This window comes from Haemophilus influenzae, from assembly GCF_003494325.1.
Lineage (GTDB): Bacteria > Pseudomonadota > Gammaproteobacteria > Enterobacterales > Pasteurellaceae > Haemophilus > Haemophilus influenzae_I.
In genome coordinates this window covers 1-23,483 of the sequence record NZ_QQIK01000004.1, presented here as the reverse complement: position 1 = coordinate 23,483, position 23,483 = coordinate 1, and the positions used below count along the sequence as shown (strand labels likewise).

Sequence of the window (23,483 nt, the reverse complement as noted above, 5' to 3'; positions counted from 1 at the left end):
AATAACCGCACTTTAAGCAAAAACAGCCTGATATTCCTTTTCATTAAAACCAATTAATGCCTTTCCATCTTGTAAAATAATTGGGCGTTTAATTAAGGTTGGATTCTCAGCCAACACGGAAAGTGCGGTGGTTTTATCAAGGGAATTTTTAACTTGCTCATCCAAATTACGCCAAGTTGTACTGCGTTTATTCACCAACATATCCCAGCCAAATTGAGCTTCCGCTTGGGTTAAAAAATTCAAATCTAACCCATCAATACGGTAATCATGGAGTTTATGTTCAATATTGTGATCCACCAACCATTTCAACGCTTTCTTCACTGTATCGCAATTTTTAATACCGTAAACTGTAATCATATTTCACCTAAAAAAGAAAAATCCTCAATCTAATCAGATTGAGGATTTTAACCCTTATGCTACTTCATCTCAAATGAATTAACCTAACAACTTATTGATACGTTTAATAAACGCAGCTGGATTTTCCAAAGATCCGCGCTCTGCTAACATAGCTTGTTCAAGCAACAGTTCCAGCCAATCAGCAAATTCAGTTTCATCTGCAATATCAGACACTTTTTTCACTAAATGGTGTTCTGGATTCAGTTCAAATGTGTATTTTACTTCTGGTACAGATTGCCCTGCAGCGGCAAACAATTTCGCCATTTGGGTCGTCATTTGATCATTATCCGTAGAAACCACCGCTGGTGTATCCGTTAAATTGTGAGTTAAACGCACCGTTTTCACACGTTCGCCAAGCAAGTTTTTCACACGCTCAATAAAACTACCAAAGGCTTCATCTTGTTGTTTTTGTGTTTCAGATTCTTTATCGGCTAAATCGCCTAAATCCAAATCTGCTTTCGTGATACTTTGTAATTGTTTACCATCGAATTCAGTTAAATAGCTTAACATCCATTCATCAATGCGATCGGAAAGCAACAAAACCTCAATGCCTTTTTTATTGAATAATTCCAAGTGCGGGCTATTTTTCGCTGCAACATAACTATCCGCTGTAATGTAATAGATAGCTTTTTGCCCCTCTTTCATACGCAAGATGTAATCTTCTAAAGAGGCAGTTTGCTCGCAACCATCATTATGTGTCGAAGCAAAACGCAATAACTTCGCAACAGTTTCTTTGTTAGCAAAATCTTCTGCAGGGCCTTCTTTTAAGACTAAACCAAACTCTTTCCAGAATTGAAGATATTTTTCTGCATCATCTTTTGCTAATTTTTCTAGCATTTGTAATGAACGCTTAGTTAATGCTTTGCGTAGTGCAGCCGTAATTTTGTTATCCTGTAAAATTTCACGAGATACATTTAATGGCAAGTCATTACTATCGATTAAACCACGCATAAAACGTAGATAATTCGGCATAAATTGCTCAGCATCATCCATAATAAATACACGTTGAACATAAAGTTTTAAGCCGTGTTTATGTTCGCGATTAAATAAATCCCAAGGTGCTTTAGCTGGTACATAAAGCAAACTAGTATATGCTTGATTTCCTTCCACTTTGTTATGCGCCCAAGTCACAGGATCAACAAAATCATGGCTTAAGTGTTTGTAAAACGCTTTGTATTCCTCATCGGAAACATCATTTTTAGAACGCGTCCAAAGGGCATCAGATTTATTGATTTTTTCCCATTTTTCGCCGCACTCTTTGCCCTCATCATCGTATTCTTTCGTCAGCATTTCCACTGGCAAGCCAATATGGTCAGAATATTTACCAATAATTTCACGCAAACGCCATTCATTTAAAAATTCTTTTTCATCTTCACGTAAATGTAAAATCACATCTGTACCACGGGATTTTTTCTCAATATCCGCCACAGAATATTCGCCTTCACCCGCAGATTCCCAAAGTACGGCTTTATCCACCTCTTCACCAGCTGCTCTAGTTTTTACAGTCACTTTATCTGCCACAATAAAAGCTGAATAAAAACCCACGCCAAACTGCCCAATAAGCTGGCTATTTTTTGCTTGATCTTGACCAAGTGCGGTTAAAAATTCTTTTGTTCCTGATTTTGCAATCGTACCCAAATGATCGATGACTTGCTCACGGGTCATGCCAATGCCGTTATCGCTAATTGTGATAGTGCCTTTATCCGCATCAAAGCTAACGCGCACACGCAAGTCGCCATCACCTTCATATAAAGCAGGGTTGGAAAGTGCTTTAAAGCGTAATTTATCTGCTGCATCAGAGGCATTAGAAATTAATTCACGTAAGAAAATTTCTTTGTTGGAATACAAAGAATGAATCATTAATTGGAGAAGTTGTTTGACTTCAGATTGAAAGCCGCGAGTTTCTTGATTTTGTGACATAATTTTTTCCTTCATAAAGATAAAAATTGAATGTCACAGATATAAGAATAAAAAGAAAGATTTCAAGGGAAATTTAAGAGGAAAAGTGCGGTAAAAAAACACAAGGAATTTAAACCGCACTTTAAATAAAAAATTTCTTATTCCCCCTTGATCGCTATAAATTTATGTATATAATGAATTCTGTTTTAGATACGAGATAGTAATTTAATAGTAATGAAACTTGGCTAGTGCATTCCCCCACTCCTTTCGCACTAGCCATTTTTTTGGGAATTTTGTACCATATCCCAACTTTTTCCAATCAACGATCCATTATGAATAATCTTGAACTTGAACAACTCATTAATCAAAAACTTTCTTCTGATAAAATCAATGACTATGCGCCCAACGGCTTACAAGTCGAAGGTAAAACAGAAATCAAAAAAATCATTACTGGCGTAACGGCGAGTCAGGCTTTAATCAATTACGCAATCAGCCAAAATGCCGATGCTATTTTAGTTCATCATGGCTATTTTTGGAAAAGTGAAACCCCTTGTATCCGAGGAATGAAAGGCAAGCGAATTAAAGCCCTTTTAGTGAACGACATTAATTTATATGGCTATCATTTGCCATTAGATGTGCACCCAGAATTAGGTAACAATGCACAATTAGCCAAACTGCTCGATATTGAAAATTTACAACCATTAGAAAAAGGCTCTGTGAGTATTCCTGTTTGGGGCGAATTAAAAGAACCGATGACAGGTAAAGACTTTGCAGAAAAAATAGAAAAAGTGTTAAATCGAAAACCGTTAATTTGCATTGAAAACGGACCGCACTTAATCCGAAAAATTGGCATCTGTACCGGTGGCGGACAAGGTTATATTGATCTTGCTGCAGAACAAGGCTGCGACGCATTTATTACAGGGGAAGTGTCAGAACAAACGATTCATTCTGCCCGTGAGCAAGGATTGTATTTCTTCTCTGCAGGTCATCACGCAACAGAACGCTATGGCATCAAGGCATTAGGCGAATGGTTGGCGAAAGAATATGGCTTTGACGTAGAATTTAAAGATATAGATAATCCAGCATAAAACACAAAAGTGCGGTAAAAATATTTCTTTTTTACCGCACGCTTTCTTCTCTATAAGATCCTACAATCATAACTAATAACAATTAGCTTCCTTTACCTTTAATAAAAGAAAAAATTGAATGCCCATTAAAAATAAGCAACAATACCCAAAAAATTTCATAATATTAAGTGGGAACAAATATGGAGCATTCTGTTCATAACAAACTGGTTTCTTTTATTTGGAGTATTGCAGACGATTGTTTGCGCGATGTGTATGTGCGCGGTAAATATCGTGATGTGATTTTACCGATGTTTGTGCTTCGTCGTTTGGATACTTTACTTGAGCCAAGCAAAGATGCCGTATTGGAAGAAATGCGTTTTCAAAAAGAAGCATTGGCATTCACCGAATTGGATGACCTTCCCCTTAAAAAAATTACCGGTCATGTTTTTTATAACACCTCAAAATGGACATTAAAATCCCTCTATCAAACCGCCAGCAATACGCCGCAGTATATGCTGGCCAATTTTGAAGAATATCTTGATGGTTTCAGCACCAACGTTCATGAAATCATCAACTGCTTCAAGCTGCGTGAACAAATCCGCCACATGTCCCATAAAAATGTTTTGCTGAGTGTGTTGGAAAAATTTGTATCGCCCTATATCAATCTTACCCCTAAAGAACAACAAGACCCTGAGGGCAACAAATTACCAGCGCTGACCAATCTGGGCATGGGCTATGTATTTGAAGAACTGATTCGTAAATTTAACGAAGAAAATAACGAAGAAGCTGGCGAACACTTTACCCCACGCGAAGTGATCGAGCTGATGACGCATTTAGTCTTTGATCCGCTCAAAGACCAAATTCCGGCCATTATTACGATTTACGACCCAGCTTGCGGCAGCGGTGGCATGCTGACCGAGTCGCAAAACTTTATTGAGCAAAAATATCCGCTATCTGAATCACAAGGCGAGCGTTCCATCTTTTTGTTTGGTAAAGAAACCAATGATGAAACCTATGCCATTTGTAAATCTGACATGATGATTAAAGGCGACAACCCTGAAAACATCAAAGTCGGCTCAACCCTTGCTACAGATAGCTTCCAAGGTAATCACTTTGACTTTATGCTTTCCAACCCGCCATATGGCAAAAGCTGGAGCAAAGATCAAGCCTATATCAAAGACGGCAATGAGGTTATCGACAGTCGCTTTAAAGTTACCTTACCAGATTACTGGGGCAATGTAGAAACCCTTGATGCCACCCCGCGCTCCAGCGATGGTCAGCTGCTTTTCCTGATGGAAATGGTCAACAAAATGAAATCGCCGAAAAACAACAAAATCGGCAGCCGTGTTGCCTCTGTGCATAACGGCTCAAGCCTGTTTACCGGCGATGCAGGTTCAGGAGAAAGCAACATCCGTCGCCATATCATTGAGAATGATTTGCTGGAAGCCATCGTAAAGCTACCTAACAACCTGTTCTACAACACAGGCATTACCACCTATATTTGGTTGCTGTCCAACAATAAATCCGAAGCACGCAAAGGCAAAGTACAGCTGATTGATGCCAGCCTCTTATTCCGCAAATTGCGTAAAAACCTTGGCGATAAAAACTGCGAATTTGCACCTGAACATATCGCCGAAATTACCCAAAACTATCTTGATTTCACCGCCAAAGCACGGGAAATCGACAGTCAAAATGAAGCGGTCGGTTTGGCTTCGCAGATGTTTGACAATCAAGATTTCGGCTATTACAAAGTCACCATCGAACGCCCGGATCGCCGTTCTGCCCAATTTACCGCAGAAAATATCGAGCCTTTACGGTTTGACAAAGCCTTGTTTGAGCCCATGCAATATCTTTATCGGCAATATGGCGGACAAGTTTACAACGCCGGATTTTTAGCCCAAACCGAGCAAGAAATTACCGCTTGGTGCGAAGCGCAGGGCATAGCCTTAAACAACAAAAACAAGGCAAAGCTGCTGGATGTCAAAACCTGGGAAAAAGCCGCCGCACTTTTTCAGACGGCATCAAAACTGCTCAAACATTTCGGCGAACAACAATTTCACGATTTCAACCAATTCAAACAAGCCGTGGAATGCCGTCTGAAAGCCGAAAAAATCCCCCTTTCTGCCACAGAGAAAAAGGCCGTTTTCAATGCCGTAAGCTGGTACAACGAAAATGCCGCCAAAGTGATTGCCAAAACGCTCAAGCTCAAACCAAACGAATTGGATGCTCTTTGCCAACGCTACCAATGCCAAGCCGACGAGCTGGCAGACTTTGGCTATTACGCCACCGGCAAAGCAGGCGAATATATCCTATATGAAACGAGCAGCGACTTGCGCGACAGCGAATCCATACCGCTCAAACAAAATATCCACGACTATTTCAAAGCCGAAGTGCAAGCGCACATCAGCGAAGCATGGCTGAATATGGAAAGCGTAAAAATCGGCTATGAAATCAGCTTCAACAAATACTTCTACCGCCACAAACCATTACGCAGCCTTGCAGAAGTTGCCCAAGATATTTTGGCGTTAGAAAAACAGGCTGACGGCTTGATTAGTGAAATTCTAGAGGCTTAATAAAAAACAAACTATTAAGCAAGTTTTAATAGGTCTTAAGTAAGGAAATTCAAAATATATAACACATTGAAAAATAATGAATTTTACCTTTTAAGCAAGATTTGGCATGAAATAAGCAAGGAATAATAATGACAGAACCGCTTTCTAAAATTAACGGCATTATCACAAAAAATTATTTAGAGATGCAGCCGGAAAACCAATATTTTGAGCGCAAAGGACTAGGAGAAAAAGACATCAAGCCAACTAAAATAGCTGAAGAATTAGTTGGAATGCTCAATGCTGATGGTGGCGTTTTAGCTTTTGGTGTGGCAGATAATGGCGAAATCCAAGACTTGAATAGCCTTGGCGATAAATTAGATGATTATCGGAAATTGGTTTTCGATTTTATTGCCCCGCCTTGTCGGATTGAACTGGAAGAAATTCTGGTTGATGGAAAATTAGTTTTCTTATTCCACGTAGAGCAAGATTTAGAGCGTATTTATTGTCGCAAAGACAATGAAAATGTGTTCTTACGTGTAGCAGATAGTAATCGAGGCCCTCTCACCAGAGAACAAATCAAAAATCTTGAATATGATAAAAATATCCGTCTATTTGAAGATGAAATAGTTCCTGATTTTAACGAAGAAGATTTAGATCAAGCGTTATTAGAGCTATATAAAACGAAAGTTAATTTTACCTCTGGTGATATTTTAGATTTGTTATACAAGCGAAATTTATTAACCAAAAAGGAAGGTTGTTATCAGTTTAAAAAATCAGCCATTTTACTCTTTTCTACCATGCCGGAACGTTACATTCCTTCAGCATCAGTCCGCTATGTTCGTTATGAAGGTACAGTAGCGAAAGTCGGTACTGAGCATAATGTGATAAAAGACCAACGTTTTGAAAATAATATTCCAAAGCTAATTAAGGAGCTGACCTATTTTTTAAGAGCCTCTTTAAGGGATTATTACTTTCTTGATATCAATCAGGGAAAATTTATCAAAGTACCGGAATATCCTGAAGAAGCTTGGTTAGAAGGTGTTGTAAATGCGCTTTGTCATCGTTCTTACAATGTTCAAGGTAATGTAATTTATATTAAACATTTCGACGATCGTCTTGAAATTAGTAATAGTGGCCCTCTTCCTGCTCAAGTCACCATTGAAAATATTAAAACAGAACGATTTGCTCGGAATCCACGTATAGCACGAGTTTTAGAGGATCTTGGGTATGTCCGTCAGCTTAATGAAGGCGTTTCCCGTATTTATGAGTCAATGGAAAAATCATTATTGGCAAAGCCTGAATATAGAGAACAACACAACAATGTTTATCTAACATTGCGCAACCGTGTTACCGCACATGAAAAAACGGTATCTACAGCCACTATGCTGCAGATTGAAAAAGAATGGACAAACTACAACGACACCCAAAAAGCCATTTTGCTTTATCTATTTACAAATGGTACGGCGATATTGTCAGAATTAGTTGACTATACAAAAATCAATCAGAATTCGATCCGAGCGTATTTAAATGCCTTTATTCAGCAAGGTATTATTGAAAGACAAAGTGTAAAACAGCGTGACCCCAATGCCAAATATGCTTTTAGAAAAGATTAAGCAAGGTTTATCGCTTGCTAAGCAAGGAAATTGACAATGCTTAACTTGCTGAAAAATAATGATTTTTATCTTTTAAGCAAGATTTGGCATGAAATAAGCAAGTTTTTTTATAGTTAAACGGACAACAAATTGCATCAATAAGAGCGGTCAGATTTTAAGGATTTTTTGCAAATGAGACGATACGAGCGTTACAAAGATTCAGGCGTGGAATGGCTGGGGGAGATTCCAACACATTGGGAATGTGTGCCACTTAGATCTATTTTTAAATTTAGAAATGAAAAAAATAATCCAATTAAAACGGATAACATATTATCTTTATCCATTGCAAATGGAGTCACTGAATATTCAGATGAAAATAGAGGAGGAAATAAAAGAAAAGATGACTTATCTTCCTATAAATTAGCATATCCAAATGATATTGTTCTTAATAGTATGAATGTTATCGTTGGTGCTGTTGGGGTATCAAAATATTTTGGTGCTATTAGCCCTGTGTATTATGCTTTATCTTTACATAATCAAAGAGCAAATTTATCTTATTATGAAAGTATTTTTAAAAATGAAAATTTTCAAAGAGGATTATTGCGATTTGGTAAAGGAATTCTTATAAAATTCGGTGAAAATGGAAAAATGAATACAATAAGAATGAAAATATCACAAGATGATTTAAAAAAATTGTATTTTCCAATTTCTCCTCTTGACGAACAACAAAAAATTGCACAATTCCTAGACGATAAAACCGCCAAAATCGATCGGGCGGTGGAGTTGGCGGAAAAGCAGATTGCCCTGTTGAAAGAGCATAAGCAGATTCTGATTCAAAATGCCGTAACCCGTGGCTTAAACCCTGATGTGCCTTTAAAAGATTCCGGTGTGGAATGGATAGGGCAAGTGCCGGAGCATTGGGAATTGACTATCGGAATGAATGTATTTAGGGAAAATAAACGTGATAATAAAGGAATGAAAGAAAACACAGTGCTTTCATTGAGTTATGGGAAAATAATCATAAAACCAGAAGAAAAATTGTTTGGTCTAGTTCCCGAATCGTTTGAAACCTATCAGATTGTAGAACCAAACGATATTATTATTCGTTGTACTGATTTGCAAAATGACCAAACTAGTTTAAGAACTGGATTAGCACAAGATAAAGGAATTATTACCAGCGCTTATCTAAATTTAAAAGTTATAAATAATTATTCTGCTAAGTTTTTGCATTATTATCTTCATGCTTTAGACATTACCAAAGTGCTTTATAAATTTGGCTCTGGACTAAGACAAAATTTGAGTTTTTTAGATTTTAAACGCTTGCCAATTATTGACATTTCGTTGGCTGAACAACAACAAATTGCCGACTACCTAGATAAACAAACCTCTAAAATTGATCAAGCAATCGCATTAAAAACAGCCCATATTGAAAAGCTGAAAGAGTATAAAAGCGTGTTGATTAACGATGTGGTGACCGGCAAGGTGCGGGTATAGGGTGTGAAAAGTGCGGTCAAAAATCCGATGGATTTTGAATATTGGCAGCGCAACTTGGGCGTAATGAATAAATTTTAAAAAATTCGCAAAAGGGTGAAAAATGGTTTCAGGAACTAAGGAAAAAGATTTGGAAATTGCCATCGAAAAAGCCTTAACTGGCACTTGGCGTGAAAACATGGAAAATAATCTGGGCGAGCCTAAGGCTGAATACCTGCCGCGCCATCATGGTTTTGAGCTGGCATTTTCACAGGATTTTGATGCGCTGTTTGCTATTGACACGCGCCTGTTTTGGCAATTCCTGCAAACCAGCCAAAAGGCAGAACTTGCCCGTTTTCAACAGCTAAACCCAAACGACTGGCAACGTAAAATTCTAGAGCGGTTAAACCGCCAAATAAAGAAAAACAGCGTACTACATTTGCTCAAAAAAGGCGTGGATATTGATAGCGCTCATTTTGATTTGCTCTACCCCGTTCCGCTTGCCAGCAGCGGCGAAAAGATCAAACAGCGTTTTGAGCAAAATCTGTTTAGCTGTATGCGCCAAGTGCCTTATTCTGCCTCAAGCAATGAAACGGTGGATATGGTGCTGTTTGTCAATGGCTTGCCAATCATTACCCTTGAGCTGAAAAACCATTGGACAGGTCAGACGGCCATTGATGCCCAAAAACAATACCGCAACCGAGATTTAAGCCAAACACTGTTTCACTTCGGGCGTTGTTTGGCGTATTTTGCCTTAGATACGGAAGAAGCTTATATGACCACCAAATTGGCGGGGCCTGCTACGTTTTTCTTGCCGTTTAACTTGGGCAACAACTGCGGTAAGGGCAATCCGCCCAATCCAAATGGGCACCGCACAGCATATTTATGGCAAGAGGTGTTCGGCAAAGCCAGCCTTGCCAACATTATTCAGCATTTTATGCGTTTAGACGGTTCAACCAAAGATCCGCTGGAGAAACGCTCGCTCTTTTTCCCACGCTATCATCAATTAGAGGTGGTACGCCGTTTGATTGCTGATGTCAGTGAACAAGGCGTGGGCAAACGCTATTTGATTCAACACTCTGCCGGCTCGGGCAAATCTAATTCTATTACTTGGCTGGCGTATCAGTTGATTGAGGCTTATCCGTGCAATGAAAAGGCGGCAAACGGCAGGGAGGCAGACCGCCCGATTTTTGATTCGGTGATTGTCGTTACCGACCGCCGTTTGCTTGATAAACAGTTGCGTGACAACATTAAAGATTTTTCTGAAGTCAAAAATATTGTTGCGCCGGCGTTGAGTTCGGCAGAATTGCGCCAATCGCTTGAGCAGGGCAAAAAAATCATTATTACCACGATTCAAAAATTCCCGTTTATTGTCGATGGCATTGCTGATTTAGGCGACAAACAATTTGCGGTGATTATTGACGAGGCACACAGCTCGCAATCCGGTTCGGCACACGACAATATGAACCGAGCCATCGGTAAAACGGAAGACCTTGATGCCGAAGATGTGCAAGATTTGATTTTACAAGCCATGCAATCCCGCAAAATGCGCGGTAATGCGTCGTATTTTGCTTTTACCGCCACCCCTAAAAACAGCACTTTGGAAAAATTCGGCGAGAAACAGGCGGATGGTAAATTTAAGCCGTTCCACCTTTATTCTATGAAGCAGGCGATTGAAGAAGGCTTTATTTTGGATGTGATTGCAAATTACACCACTTATAAAAGTTTTTATGAGATCACTAAATCGATTGAAGATAATCCGGAGTTTGATAGTAAAAAGGCACAAAGCCGTCTGAAAGCTTATGTAGAGCGTTCGCAACAAACGATTGATACCAAGGCGGAAATTATGCTGGATCATTTTATCCGGCAAATCTTTAACCGTAAAAAACTCAAAGGCAAAGCCAAGGGAATGGTGGTAACGCAAAATATTGAAACCGCCATCCGCTATTTTCAGGCGTTAAAACGCTTGCTGGCCGGACGGGGCAATCCGTTTAAAATTGCGATTGCGTTTTCAGGCAGTAAAGTGGTTGATGGCGTTGAATACACCGAAGCGGAAATGAACGGCTTTGCAGAAAGCGAAACCAAAGAGTATTTCGATCAAGATGAATATCGTTTGCTGGTGGTCGCCAATAAATATCTGACCGGTTTCGATCAGCCGAAATTGTGTGCCATGTATGTGGATAAGAAACTCTCCGGGGTACTTTGCGTGCAGGCTTTATCTCGTTTGAATCGCAGTGCGAATAAGTTGGGTAAACGCACGGAAGATTTGTTTGTATTGGACTTTTTTAACAGTGTTGAAGATATTCAGCAGGCATTTGAGCCGTTTTATACTTCTACTTCGTTGTCGCAGGCAACCGATGTCAATGTCTTGCATGATTTGAAAGACCGGTTGGATGAAACCGGCGTGTACGAACAAGCGGAGGTCGACGATTTTACCGAAGGCTATTTTGCCAATAAAGACGCACAGCAATTAAGCAGTATGATTGATGTGGCTGTCCGACGTTTTGATGATGAATTGGATTTGGATCGAAATGAAAAAGTTGATTTTAAAATCAAGGCAAAACAGTTTTTAAAAATCTACGGGCAAATGGCCTCCATCATCAATTTTGAAAATATCGCTTGGGAGAAACTCTATTGGTTCCTCAAATTCTTAGTACCGAAATTAAAAGTACAAGACCCGATGGATGAATTTGATGAAATTTTAGATGCTGTGGATTTAAGCTCTTACGGCTTGGCGCGTACCAAACTGAATTACAGCATTAAATTAGATGATGAAGAAACAGGGCTTGACCCGCAAAACCCCAATCCGCGCGGTACGCATGGCGAAGATAAAGAAAAAGATCCGATTGATGAAATTATTCGTGTATTTAACGAAAGATGGTTTCAAGGCTGGAGCGCAACGCCGGATGAGCAACGGGTAAAATTTATCAATATTACCGAGCGCATCCGTAGCCATAAAGACTTTGAGCAAAAATATCAAAATAACCCGGATATTCATACCCGTGAATTGGCTTTCCAAGCCATTTTGCGCGATGTGATGAGCGAACGCCATCGGGATGAATTGGAACTATACAAACTTTTTGCCAAAGATGCCGCATTTAGAACCGCTTGGACGCAAAGTTTGCAACGGGCCTTGGCTGGATAGAAAAGATTGCCTGAAAAATTAACGTTCGGCTCTCCTTTTCTATCTAAATTAATATCATCGTAAACATTAATTAATTTTTTCACATACTTAAAAGAGAAAATTAAATATAGTTTCCATAACAGCAACGTCGTTAATTAGAATAATTTATAAATTAGCTATAATTCATAAAACACAAAAGTGCGGTAAAAATATTTCTTTTTTAACCGCACTTTTATCTTCTGAAATTATCGTTTAAACATTCCGCCTAAACCGCCAAGACCGCCTAAGCCTCCGCCCATTAAGCCTTGCATTCCACGCATCATTTTAGCCATGCCACCTTTACGCATTTTCTTCATCATACGTTGCATTTCATCGAATTGTTTAAGTAATTTATTGACATCTTGCACTTGAGTGCCAGAACCTAATGCAATACGACGACGGCGAGATCCTTTGATAATATCTGGGTTTGCACGTTCTTTTAGGGTCATGGAGTTAATGATCGCTTCCATTTTGACAAACATTTTGTCATCTACTTGATTTTTAACGTGCTCAGGCAAATTTTTTGCACCCGGTAATTTCTCAAGCATAGACATCATGCCGCCCATTTTTTTCATTTCGATCAGCTGTTCGCGGAAATCATCTAAAGTAAAATCATCGCCTTTCTTGAATTTTTGCGCCATTTTTTCCGCTTTTTCACGATCAACAGAACGTTCAAGATCTTCGATAAGGGAAAGCACATCGCCCATGCCCAAAATACGGGAAGCGACACGATCAGGATGGAATGGCTCAAGCGCCTCTGTTTTCTCGCCCACACCCAAGAATTTGATTGGTTTACCTGTGATTTGACGAATCGATAACGCCGCACCACCGCGCGCATCACCGTCCACTTTCGTCAAAATAACCCCTGTAAGAGGCAATGCTTCATTAAAGGCTTTTGCTGTATTTGCCGCATCTTGACCAGTCATCGCATCAACAGTGAAAAGAGTTTCGATTGGATTTAATGCAGCATGGACTTGCTTGATTTCGTCCATCATTTCTGTATCAACGTGTAGGCGACCTGCCGTATCCACAATCAACACATCGTAGAATTTCAGTTTTGCATCAGCAAGCGCCGATTTAGCAATATCAACGGGGTTTTGTTTAACATCCGATGGAAAAAAATCCACGCCAACGGATTGAGCCAAGGTTTCAAGTTGCTTAATCGCAGCAGGGCGATATACGTCAGCAGACACCACTAACACTTTCTTTTTATGGCGTTCACGCAAGAATTTTGCCAATTTACCCACACTGGTGGTTTTACCCGCCCCTTGTAAACCCGCCATTAAGATAACTGCTGGTGGTTGGGTTGCGAGATTTAAACTCTCATTCGCTTCGCCCATGGCTTTTTCAAGCTCACGCTGAACGATTTTTAAGAATTCTTGCCCTGGCGTTAAACTTTTATTGACTTCTTCCCCAAGCGCGCTTTCTTTTACTTTTGCGATAAATTCACGCACCACAGGCAAGGCAACATCGGCTTCAAGTAATGCCATACGCACTTCGCGTAAGGTTTCTTTAATATTATCTTCCGTTAAACGGCCTTTTCCTGTGATATTACGTAAGGTTTTGGAAAGGCGATCCGATAAATTCTCAAACATGGCTAACAATCCTGTTTTTCTTAAAAAATTGTGCTGATTATACCGAAATTTAGGCGTTTTTCATCATTTCAAATGAAAATGACTTTTTGAGTAGGCGATTTCATAAAGAAAGTATAGGACATAAGGAAAAAGAATGATTATTTAGCCAATTTCAGGTATTATTCTGCCCACTCTTGGCTATTTGAGCAGCTATTTGATTTAGCAAAATCAAATAACAGGTAAAAAGTGCGGTGAAAAATGACCGCACTTTTTGTTGATTAACGAACAAAAGGATTTTCCCTTGGATAGCATTCCCCTTAGTACTTTATTTATTATTCTTATTATCTGTTTAGTGTTATCAGCCTATTTTTCTGGTTCTGAAACTGGATTACTCTCCCTCAATAAATATCGTCTTCGTTTTCTATCTGAACAAGGCAATAAAGGCGCGAAAAAAGCGGAAAAACTGCTAGAAAAGCCAGATACCTTGTTAAGTTTTATTCTTATTTTTAATAACCTTGTGAATATCAGCGCATCTGCAATTGCAACAGTAATTGGTATGCGTTTATATGGCGATGCCGGCGTGGCGATTGCAACGGGTTTGCTCACTTTCGTAATGCTCGTATTTTCTGAAATATTCCCCAAAACTGTGGCTGCAATGCACGCAGAAAAAGTGAGTTTTTTTTCAAGTCATATTTTAACTTCATTGCTTAAAATCTTTTATCCGCTCGTTTGGTTAATGAATATTTTTACTAAATCCTTGATGCAAATAGTAGGGTTAAAACTTGATATGCAAAAACAAGTAATTAGTAGTGAAGAACTGCGTAGTATTGTATCAGAAGCGGGCGAAGCAACACCAAATGAACAACATCCACAAATGTTGCTGTCTATTTTGGATATGGAAACCGTCACCGTTGATGACATTATGGTTCCCCGCAACGAAATCGGCGGTATAAATATTGATGATGATTGGCGAGCTATTATGCGCCAGCTCAATCACGCCGCACACAATCGTGTTGTACTTTATAAAAGTAGCCTTGATGAACAAGTACTTGGCATTTTGCGCGTGCGTGAAGCATTCCGCTTGCTCCTTGAAAAAAATGAATTTACCAAAGAAACCTTAATTCGTGCCGCTGATGAAGTGTATTTCATTCCTGAAAGCACGCCATTAAAAACGCAACTTGCAAATTTCCGTACAAATAAAGAGCGCATTGGCTTAGTTGTAGATGAATACGGCGATATTAAAGGGCTTGTGACGTTGGAGGATATTTTGGAGGAAATCGTTGGGGATTTTACCACTTCCACCGCCCCAAGTATTGACAAAGAAGTAATTCAACAGTCTGATGGTTCAATGATTATCGATGGCTCCGCTAATCTACGCGATCTCAACAAAATGTTTAACTGGGAATTAGATACAGAAGATGCTCGTACTTTTAATGGTTTAATCTTAGAACACTTAGAGGAAATACCCGATGAAGGCACTATTTGCGAAATTGATGGTTTGCTAATCACTATTCTTGAAGTGGGCGATAATATGATAAAACAGGCGAAAGTCGTCAAACTTTAATCATAAAAAACTCCGCCAAATTGAACCGCACTTTTGACTTGGATCATAAGTGCGGTTCTTTTTTTGCGCATTTTTTAGAAAAGATTTTTATAATTCTTTCTAGGTATGTTTTGATAGAGAACAAAGATATGGAACACGAATATCAACGGGCGGTGACTCGCGTGTGCGTACAAACGGCACTGCTCTTGTTACAACATGGGGCAGAAAGTACCGTGGTGGTACAAATGGCACAGCGTTTAGGCGTAGCACTTGGCGTAGAAAGCGTAGAATGTGCACTTACGGCAAATGCAGTTGTGCTGACGACCTTATCAGATAATCATTGCATTACTACCGCACGAAAAAATACAGATAAAGGCATTAATATGCAAATGGTTACTGATGTTCAACGCATTGTGATTGCCGTTGAGCATCATTTGTATGAGTTAGAGATCGCACAAAGAAAACTGGATCAATTAAAACCGCTTAAATATAACCGATGGTTAGTGGTATTCATGATAGGCTTATCTTGTGCAGCATTCGCCCATTTATCTGGTGGCGATTGGATAATTTGCGGCATTACCTTTGTGGCAGCCGCCATTGCCATGTTTGTGCGACAAGAATTTTCTAAACGGCACTATAATCCTCTTATCGTCTTTTCCATCACCTCTTTCGTCGCCTCTCTGATTTCTGGCGTGAGCTTAAAATATAACTTAGGTAACGATCCTCAAATTGCCTTAGCATCTAGTGTGTTATTACTTGTGCCAGGGTTTCCGCTGATTAATTCTTTGGCGGATATATTAAAAGGTTATGTGAATATGGGATTAGGCCGTTGGACGATTGCAACTATTCTCACTTTTGGTGCATGTCTTGGTATTGTATTCGCTTTAAGCCTATTACATATTACAACTTGGGGGCATTAAAATGTTATTAGACATCACAATATTTATCTTGAAATTACTCGATGATATGTTATTTTCCGCAATTCCAGCTGTGGGCTTTGCTTTAGTATTTAATGTGCCGCCCAAAGCCTTAAAGTATTGTGCAATTTTAGCCGCACTTGGGCATATGACACGCACATTATTACTGCATATTAATATGCCTATTGTATTTGCGACATTCTTTGCCACTTGCGTGATTGGATTTTTGGGCGTGCATCTTTCCCATCGTTATTTAGCCCATCCCAAAGCCTTCACCGTTGCCGCAATTATCCCCATGATTCCCGGTGTTCATGCTTATAAAGCAATGATTTCAATGGTACAAATTCATCATTTTGGCTTTTCTGATGCTTTATTTGAACAAATGATTAGCTCCTTTATTAATACCAGTTTTATCCTAGGCGCAATAGTATTTGGATTAGCTTTACCAGGCTTATTGTTTTATCGACAAAAACCTGTGGTGTAACACTAAAAACAGTGCAACAAAAAAGCCGACATTTGTCGGCTTTCTACTATTCTTGTGATTTTTTCTTGAGGTATTCATAAAGCTCATCTTTAATCCGTAATTTTTCTTTTTTCAAATAAAGATTTCCATTTTGTAATCAATTCATTATTTAATGTTTGGCGCACTTGATTATTCACATAACGAATGTATTCCACAAAAGTTGATCCACTTCTTCACGATCAAAAGAGGATAGAATTAATTGATTAAGATTATTTTCTTGAGAAAACTTAAAATGTGAGGCAATTTGCTGAACAGTTTCATTTTCAACTTTAGCTCTCGCTTTCACAAAATCAGATTGATTTAAAAAAGCCATTAATTGAGCGGATGAAGTAAGAATTTTTGTAAATTCATGATACGCAGAATCTGTCGCCTTACGCTCAATTTTTACCATATCAACGGCATCAGCATCACCACTAACTAAATGGGGCGTGGATTCTAATACAAAGTGCGGTCAATTTTTCTTTATTTTTATCCGCTGGCTTTTAAACTGGTTTATTTAAAGAAAGCACGCTAGAATAAGGTTATTTTCATTTCAACGAAAAAAGTAAGGAAATTCTATGATCGATCCAAATTTGCTCCGTAATAATTTATCCGAAGTCGCAGAAAAATTAAAAGTAAAACGCAACTTTATTCTTGATACGGAAAAACTCACTGCGTTAGAAGATCAGCGCAAAAACTTACAAATCACTACCGAAAACTTACAAGCGGAACGTAATGCTCGTTCCAAAGCAATAGGTGCTGCGAAAGCACGTGGTGAAGATATCGAACCGTTATTGGCTGAAGTGGATAATATGGGCAACCAATTGACTGAAGCAAAAGCACAATTAGATGCGGTACTTGCGGAAATCAATCAAATTACATTAAGTATTCCAAATCTACCTGCAGACGAAGTGCCATTAGGCAAAGATGACACCGAAAATAAAGAAATCTTACGTTGGGGCACACCACGTACATTTGATTTTGAAGTAAAAGATCATGTGGCTTTAGGCGAAGATGCCAATGGCTTAGATTTTGCTGCTGGGGCTAAATTAGCTGGTGCGCGTTTTGCCGTGATGAAAGGTCAAATCGCTAAAATGCACCGCGCATTGGCACAATTCATGTTAGATCTTCATACTGAACAACACGGCTATTTAGAAACCTATGTGCCTTATTTAGTAAATCACGCCACACTTTATGGAACAGGGCAATTACCAAAATTCGGGGAAGATTTATTCCATACTTTAGCCTTAGAAGGCGAACAACCTTACGCATTAATTCCAACCGCAGAAGTGCCTGTTACTAATTTAGTGCGAGACGTGATTATTGATGAAGCAGAATTACCAATAAAAATGACCGCACATACGCCATGTTTCCGTTCTGAAGCAGGCTCTTACGGTCGTGATACTCGTGGTTTAATTCGTATGCACCAATTTGATAAAGTAGAAATGGTACAAATCGTTGATCCAGATAAATCAATGGAAGCACTTGAAGAATTAACAGGTCATGCGGAAAAAGTATTGCAATTATTAAATTTACCATACCGTAAAGTTTTACTTTGCACAGGCGATATGGGCTTTGGTTCTTGCAAAACTTACGACTTAGAAGTGTGGGTGCCTGCACAAAATACTTATCGAGAAATTTCTTCTTGCTCAAATATGTGGGATTTCCAAGCTCGCCGTATGCAAACTCGCTGTAAAGCAAAAGGCGATAAGAAAACTCGCTTAGTGCACACATTAAATGGTTCAGGCTTAGCGGTTGGTCGTACTTTAGTGGCTGTACTTGAAAACTATCAAAATGCCGATGGTTCAATTACCGTGCCAGAAGTGCTACGTCCATATATGGGCGGATTAGACGTTATCGGAAAATAATCCTTCTAGAAGATAAAAAAGCGTGGATTTTAAAATTTCCACGCTTTTTTATTATCAAATCCTTACAATAACTGTTTTAAATTTTTTGGTATTCAAGCCAATTAGGAACTTTATCCTATTATAAAATTATATCTATAACATAGAAAATTTATCTTTCAATTGACATCAATATCCAGAGCATTACTCTAAAAAACATATCAAAGTATCTAAATTGTTATAATATTAGTTCACTTTGCGATTAAACAATAGTAAGAAGCAATTTTAATAAATTAGATATTCCACGTATAAAACAGTATAATTCTATCAATAGATCATAAACCAACAGGAGTATTTTATGAAATTATATGGTTTAATTGGTGCGTGTTCATTTGTTCCACATGTGGCATTAGAGTGGGTAAAAATACGTGAAAATGCTGATTATGAATTTGAACCTGTCACTCGTGAGTTAATTAAATCACCTGAATTTTTATCATTGAATCCACGCGGGGCAGTACCTGTATTAGTTGATGGCGATTTAGTTCTTTCGCAAAACCAAGCGATTTTGCACTATTTAGATGAACTTTATCCTAATTCAAAATTATTTGGTAGCAAAACCGTACGTGATAAAGCCAAAGCAGCTCGCTGGTTAGCATTTTTTAATTCCGATGTGCATAAATCATTTGTGCCTCTGTTCCGTTTGCCAAACTATGCAAAAGATAACGAAACACTTGCACACACTATTCGCCAACAAGCAGTAGAGCAAATTTTAGATCAACTTGCAGTCGCAAATGAGCATTTAGAAAGTCACATTTATTTTGGAGAAGATATTTCCGTTGCAGATGCCTATCTTTACATTATGCTCAATTGGTGTCGATCAGTGGGTATAGATTTCAGCCACTTAACACAACTTTCGGCTTTTATGCAACGTGTTGAGACTGATCAAGCTGTCGAAAATGTGAGAAAAATTGAAGAACTAAAAGTATAAACAGGAAGTTTCTACAAAAATTGCCCGTTTTTAACCGTTTGTATCACGTTAAGTTTAAATTTAAGTGAGTAATTTCGCGTCTTACCCAACACAGCTAACCCATTGATTCTACTATGATTAAACTGGTTAATCCAATGTCGCAATGTTCTACTGTCAAGTTGAAAATGTTTACTGATGAGTGAATAATTTTTACCATTTTGAATATAAAATTCGATGACTTGTTGTTTGAAAAGAGTGTTGTATTTGGCTATAAAAAATCTGCATCTTACAATTAGTTTATATAAGTAAAAATATCTTGCTTTTATCATCGTTAAACTTAGAATAAATATAAATAATTATCATTAAGATTTAAGGGTATATATGAATATTTTAATTAATAAACGTATCTTTTTATTAGTTACCCTTGTAGGTATTCAACTAAATGTAACCGCAAAACAAAATTCTTCTAATTCTAATAGAGAGGAGTTATTACCTATTATTGTGAACACTAATGATGATAGTAATAAACTACCTGGTCGTTCAGTATTAAAACAGAAAAATATCGAACAACAACAAGCTGATAATGCAGCAAACTTAATTAATATCTTACCAGGTGTGAATATGGCTGGCGGATTTCGTCCTGGTGGGCAAACATTAAATATTAATGGAATGGGTGACGCTGAAGATGTTAGAGTGCAGTTAGATGGGGCTACAAAAAGTTTTGAAAAATACCAACAGGGTTCTATTTTTATTGAGCCTGAATTATTAAGAAGAGTAACAGTAGACAAAGGAAATTATTCTCCTCAATATGGTAATGGTGGTTTTGCTGGAACAGTAAAATTTGAAACTAAGGATGCTAGGGATTTCTTGCAAGAAAACCAGAAAATAGGTGTTTTTTTAAAGTATGGAAATAATAGCAATAATAACCAAAAAACTTATAGTACTGCACTAGTTTTACAAAATGAACAAAAAAATATTGATTTATTATTATTTGGTTCTGTAAGAAATGCTGGCGATTATAAAAGACCCGATAATAGCAAAATTCTTTTTTCAAAAAATAATCAAAAAACCGGATTAATAAAATTAAATTGGCAAATTTCACCCGAGCATTTACTCACATTATCGAGTGTTTATGGTATTCATAAAGGCTGGGAGCCTTTCGCAGCGAAAAGAGATATCCTACCTAAACCAAGTTCGGATGAGATAAGGCGTTTCGGTGCTGATATTGCTTGGAAACGTAAGCTGGTTTATCGAGATCAAAAAGATGAAAATTACACATTAAAATACAACTATCTACCTGAAAATAACCCATGGATTAACTTATCTACTCAGTTCAGCTACAGTAAAACCACACAAAATGATACTCGCCCCGAAAAAGCCCCTCCTGTATTTCTGGGTACACTCGGTAATCAAAGCTGGATAACTTATTCAGATCTTACTTTTGATATAAATAACACGAGTACTTTTAATATTAAAAGCACTCGGCATGAACTATTATTTGGTTTGCAATGGTTAAAAAACACAAGAAATACTTTAATGTATCACAAAGGGAAGATGAAAGATAAAACCTATAATTATGGCTATTTCCAACCCTATTATATGCCTTCTGGACGTCAATATACACAAGCATTTTATTTACAAGATCAAATAAAATGGAAGAATATAATTTTTAGCACAGGAGTGCGTTATGACCATATCAATAATATAGGGCAGAAAAATTTAGCACCACAATATAATGATATATCTGTGGGGCATAATTATAGTCAGAAAAATTATAATGGTTGGTCTTATTATTTAGGTTTAAATTATGATGTAAACCATTATTTAAGTTTATTTACGAATTTTAGTAAAACTTGGCGAGCACCTGTTATTGATGAACAGTATGAGACGCAATTTAAGCAATCTTCTGTGCCTGCAACCTCTTTAAATTTAGAAAAAGAAATGATTAATCAAACGAGAGTGGGTGGAATTATTACTCTCAATCATCTATTTCAGGAAAATGATGCTTTTCAATTTAGAACTACTTATTTTTACAATCGCGGCAAGAATGAAATATTTAAAACCAGAGGAGTTAATTGTGTAGGCAATGCTGCAGATACCAATAAGAATAATGTTTGTCCTAAAATCATTGGAAATTATCGTAATTTGCCAGGTTATGTTATTCAAGGCGCAGAGTTAGAAGCTTATTATCAATCCACTTATTTATTTGGTGAGCTAACATATTCTTATGTAAAAGGAAAACGTGACACCTCACCAAGAAACCCATGGGGTAAAACCTCAACATGGATTGCTGAAATTCCCCCTAGAAAGGCAACTGCTACTTTAGGTTTCAATGTTCCAAAATATTATCTCACAGTGGGTTGGCGTGCTGAGTTTGTAAGAAGACAAGATCGATCGCCATTATCTGGTGACCCCAAAGCATCATATTGGTCACTGCCAGCTTCAAGAGGATACAGCCTACATAACCTGTTCCTTTCTTGGAGCCCTGCAAAAATTAAAGGTATGAATGTTAAGATTACAGTGGATAATTTATTCAATCGAGCATACAACCCTTATCTAGGCGAATTGGCTTCTGGAACAGGTAGGAATATCAAATTTAGCCTATCTCAGAAATTTTAGAATAAATAGCCCGATTGAATCTAATCGGGCTTTATCATAACTATAATTAGGCAAAACCTAACTATAATGTCCATTATACAAGATTAATCATAAATATACTTTTTTGAAAAAAATTTACAGAAAATTTATCTTAATATAGGAGATATATTAAGATAAATACATCATTAAAGAATGTAGAGATAATAGGTATAATCCCCTATACTAATTTTAGTATTCTTTGAAGAGCAAATTTAAATAATAAATCCAAAATAAATACAATATCTGAAATTATAGATAAGTATTAAAATTATATTTTATCTTTACCCTATTACTATTCATAATAGAAACTAAACTCACCTAAAAATTTAAATATAATTTAATGTCTAGTCTAACAACAAAGTCAACGCATATTTCTTCTTGTTTTCCTTTCTTTCCGATTAATATCATTAGTTTTCACAAATATTACTATTCAAAACGATACCCTCTCTCCTTACTAATTTTTCTACCATAAGAATATCATTAGAATAAACTGTTAAGAATAAAGTTAAAGTAACAGTATTATGTAACAAGTTATCAATAATTCGATATAACTTTTCATATAAAAGCAATGTACCTTTATAACATAATTACAATGTATCCTGTTATAAATTTATAGCAATGTCCTAAATAGTAAAGAGTACGAACAAAATACATATAGGTTATTAATTACTTTAAAAGTATTAGAATATATTTATAGATTTAGGAATAATTACATTTATCTATTAAAGTATGGTTAATCTAGAGAAATTTTTTACAGCAATACAACAACCTTACAAAGAATTCAAATATTCTGATTTTTAGGAAAAAACAAAAAACCCAGTTTTTCAACTGGGGTTCTATATTTATTCTTTATCTAATTTGTTTAATTTTAATTCTGTTTTTACTTAATTTAATTTTATCTATCTTAGATAAATTTAAATTTAGATTTTTTATTTGATAACCCGGCGGTGCCCTACTCTCACATGGGGAAACCCCACACTACCATCGGCATTACAGCGTTTCACTTCTGAGTTCGGTATGGTCTCAGGTGGGTCCACCGCACTATCGCCGCCGGGATAATTCTTTGATAACTTCTCTCTTTGTTTCTTCTCTTTTACGACTTCACTTTTTTCGCTTTTCGTCTCTCTTCTTCTTATCGGCAACAAGCTGAACTCGATTTTCTTTCTATTTTTCTTTTCTATTAAGTCTTCTATATTTAAGTTGTTTGTCTAGTCTTCTCTTTCGCTCTTTTCTCAAAAACACTTGAGCGTTGTATAGTTAAGCCTCTCGGGCAATTAGTATTGGTTAGCTCAATGACTCACATCACTTACACACCCAACCTATCTACGTCGTAGTCTACAACAACCCTTACTGACTTAAA

At 37.4% G+C, this 23,483-nt stretch carries 15 protein-coding genes, 2 rRNA genes and 1 pseudogene; 11 read left to right on the top strand and 7 right to left on the bottom strand.

Annotated elements, in window-relative coordinates:
- Positions 1 to 12: 12 nt before the first annotated feature.
- Complete coding sequence (locus DV356_RS07530) at positions 13 to 357, bottom strand: ArsC family reductase (RefSeq protein WP_118806759.1); 345 nt, start codon at positions 355 to 357, stop codon at positions 13 to 15.
- Positions 358 to 435: 78 nt separating this feature from the next.
- Positions 436 to 2,316, bottom strand: coding sequence for a molecular chaperone HtpG (htpG, locus tag DV356_RS07525; RefSeq protein ID WP_192882169.1), 1,881 nt, complete (start codon positions 2,314 to 2,316; stop codon positions 436 to 438).
- A gap of 311 nt (positions 2,317 to 2,627) precedes the next feature.
- On the opposite strand from htpG, the gene DV356_RS07520 reads away from it, so the two are divergent.
- The 5 genes from DV356_RS07520 (at position 2,628) to DV356_RS07500 (ending at position 12,121) form a co-directional block, all read left to right on the top strand.
- Positions 2,628 to 3,383 (top strand): Nif3-like dinuclear metal center hexameric protein, encoded by a 756-nt coding sequence (locus DV356_RS07520; RefSeq protein WP_005649665.1) that lies wholly within the window; start codon positions 2,628 to 2,630, stop codon positions 3,381 to 3,383.
- Between the two features lie 179 nt (positions 3,384 to 3,562).
- Positions 3,563 to 5,935 carry a type I restriction-modification system subunit M gene (locus DV356_RS07515; protein ID WP_118806757.1) on the top strand — a complete coding sequence of 791 codons (2,373 nt, stop codon included), beginning with the start codon at positions 3,563 to 3,565 and terminating at the stop codon, positions 5,933 to 5,935.
- A 128-nt stretch (positions 5,936 to 6,063) separates the two neighbouring features.
- On the top strand, positions 6,064 to 7,527 hold the full coding sequence (locus tag DV356_RS07510; protein WP_005649661.1) for an ATP-binding protein: 1,464 nt from the start codon (positions 6,064 to 6,066) through the stop codon (positions 7,525 to 7,527).
- Positions 7,528 to 7,698: 171 nt separating this feature from the next.
- Complete coding sequence (locus DV356_RS07505; protein ID WP_005649659.1) at positions 7,699 to 9,000, top strand: restriction endonuclease subunit S; 1,302 nt, start codon at positions 7,699 to 7,701, stop codon at positions 8,998 to 9,000.
- Positions 9,001 to 9,100: 100 nt separating this feature from the next.
- Positions 9,101 to 12,121 (top strand): type I restriction endonuclease subunit R, encoded by a 3,021-nt coding sequence (locus DV356_RS07500; protein ID WP_118806756.1) that lies wholly within the window; start codon positions 9,101 to 9,103, stop codon positions 12,119 to 12,121.
- 224 nt (positions 12,122 to 12,345) lie between these two features.
- On the opposite strand, the gene ffh is transcribed toward DV356_RS07500, so the two are convergent.
- Positions 12,346 to 13,734, bottom strand: a complete 1,389-nt coding sequence (ffh, locus tag DV356_RS07495; RefSeq protein ID WP_005667917.1) for a signal recognition particle protein — start codon at positions 13,732 to 13,734, stop codon at positions 12,346 to 12,348.
- Positions 13,735 to 14,014: 280 nt separating this feature from the next.
- Here ffh and DV356_RS07490 point away from each other — a divergent pair, with 280 nt between their 5' ends.
- The 3 genes from DV356_RS07490 to DV356_RS07480 all read left to right on the top strand — a co-directional run bounded on the left by DV356_RS07490 (position 14,015) and on the right by DV356_RS07480 (position 16,657).
- Positions 14,015 to 15,277, top strand: a complete 1,263-nt coding sequence (locus DV356_RS07490; RefSeq protein ID WP_005654254.1) for an HlyC/CorC family transporter — start codon at positions 14,015 to 14,017, stop codon at positions 15,275 to 15,277.
- Positions 15,278 to 15,405: 128 nt separating this feature from the next.
- A complete protein-coding gene (locus tag DV356_RS07485; RefSeq protein ID WP_005667922.1) occupies positions 15,406 to 16,176 on the top strand; it encodes a threonine/serine exporter family protein in 771 nt (256 codons plus the stop codon).
- 1 nt (position 16,177) lies between these two features.
- Positions 16,178 to 16,657, top strand: a complete 480-nt coding sequence (locus DV356_RS07480; RefSeq protein WP_118806755.1) for a threonine/serine exporter family protein — start codon at positions 16,178 to 16,180, stop codon at positions 16,655 to 16,657.
- Positions 16,658 to 16,829: 172 nt separating this feature from the next.
- Here the strand turns inward: DV356_RS07480 and DV356_RS07475 are convergent, their stop codons facing one another.
- Positions 16,830 to 17,087, bottom strand: a complete 258-nt coding sequence (locus tag DV356_RS07475) for a hypothetical protein (protein WP_005690926.1) — start codon at positions 17,085 to 17,087, stop codon at positions 16,830 to 16,832.
- A gap of 166 nt (positions 17,088 to 17,253) precedes the next feature.
- Here DV356_RS07475 and serS point away from each other — a divergent pair, with 166 nt between their 5' ends.
- Positions 17,254 to 18,543 (top strand): serine--tRNA ligase, encoded by a 1,290-nt coding sequence (gene serS / locus DV356_RS07470; RefSeq protein ID WP_118806754.1) that lies wholly within the window; start codon positions 17,254 to 17,256, stop codon positions 18,541 to 18,543.
- A gap of 334 nt (positions 18,544 to 18,877) precedes the next feature.
- Complete coding sequence (locus tag DV356_RS07465; protein WP_105887544.1) at positions 18,878 to 19,507, top strand: glutathione S-transferase family protein; 630 nt, start codon at positions 18,878 to 18,880, stop codon at positions 19,505 to 19,507.
- 17 nt (positions 19,508 to 19,524) lie between these two features.
- Here the strand turns inward: DV356_RS07465 and DV356_RS07460 are convergent.
- Positions 19,525 to 19,758 (bottom strand): annotated as a pseudogene (locus DV356_RS07460) (helix-turn-helix domain-containing protein); the annotation flags it as partial.
- Between the two features lie 109 nt (positions 19,759 to 19,867).
- Here DV356_RS07460 and DV356_RS07455 point away from each other — a divergent pair.
- Positions 19,868 to 22,105 (top strand): TonB-dependent hemoglobin/transferrin/lactoferrin family receptor, encoded by a 2,238-nt coding sequence (locus tag DV356_RS07455; protein WP_118806753.1) that lies wholly within the window; start codon positions 19,868 to 19,870, stop codon positions 22,103 to 22,105.
- 957 nt (positions 22,106 to 23,062) lie between these two features.
- On the opposite strand, the gene rrf is transcribed toward DV356_RS07455, so the two are convergent.
- A 5S ribosomal RNA gene (rrf, locus tag DV356_RS07450) occupies positions 23,063 to 23,178 on the bottom strand.
- A gap of 198 nt (positions 23,179 to 23,376) precedes the next feature.
- A 23S ribosomal RNA gene (locus DV356_RS07445) occupies positions 23,377 to 23,483 on the bottom strand; the annotation flags it as partial.

What these genes read in the sequence shown, in the direction of transcription:
- DV356_RS07530 (WP_118806759.1), bottom strand. Translation starts at nt 357, where the DNA reads ATGATTACAGTTTACGGTATTAAAAATTGCGATACAGTGAAGAAAGCG.
- htpG (WP_192882169.1), bottom strand. Translation starts at nt 2,316, where the DNA reads ATGTCACAAAATCAAGAAACTCGCGGCTTTCAATCTGAAGTCAAACAA.
- DV356_RS07520 (WP_005649665.1), top strand. Translation starts at nt 2,628, where the DNA reads ATGAATAATCTTGAACTTGAACAACTCATTAATCAAAAACTTTCTTCT.
- DV356_RS07515 (WP_118806757.1), top strand. Translation starts at nt 3,563, where the DNA reads ATGGAGCATTCTGTTCATAACAAACTGGTTTCTTTTATTTGGAGTATT.
- DV356_RS07510 (WP_005649661.1), top strand. Translation starts at nt 6,064, where the DNA reads ATGACAGAACCGCTTTCTAAAATTAACGGCATTATCACAAAAAATTAT.
- DV356_RS07505 (WP_005649659.1), top strand. Translation starts at nt 7,699, where the DNA reads ATGAGACGATACGAGCGTTACAAAGATTCAGGCGTGGAATGGCTGGGG.
- DV356_RS07500 (WP_118806756.1), top strand. Translation starts at nt 9,101, where the DNA reads ATGGTTTCAGGAACTAAGGAAAAAGATTTGGAAATTGCCATCGAAAAA.
- ffh (WP_005667917.1), bottom strand. Translation starts at nt 13,734, where the DNA reads ATGTTTGAGAATTTATCGGATCGCCTTTCCAAAACCTTACGTAATATC.
- DV356_RS07485 (WP_005667922.1), top strand. Translation starts at nt 15,406, where the DNA reads ATGGAACACGAATATCAACGGGCGGTGACTCGCGTGTGCGTACAAACG.
- DV356_RS07480 (WP_118806755.1), top strand. Translation starts at nt 16,178, where the DNA reads ATGTTATTAGACATCACAATATTTATCTTGAAATTACTCGATGATATG.
- DV356_RS07475 (WP_005690926.1), bottom strand. Translation starts at nt 17,087, where the DNA reads ATGGTAAAAATTGAGCGTAAGGCGACAGATTCTGCGTATCATGAATTT.
- serS (WP_118806754.1), top strand. Translation starts at nt 17,254, where the DNA reads ATGATCGATCCAAATTTGCTCCGTAATAATTTATCCGAAGTCGCAGAA.
- DV356_RS07465 (WP_105887544.1), top strand. Translation starts at nt 18,878, where the DNA reads ATGAAATTATATGGTTTAATTGGTGCGTGTTCATTTGTTCCACATGTG.
- DV356_RS07455 (WP_118806753.1), top strand. Translation starts at nt 19,868, where the DNA reads ATGAATATTTTAATTAATAAACGTATCTTTTTATTAGTTACCCTTGTA.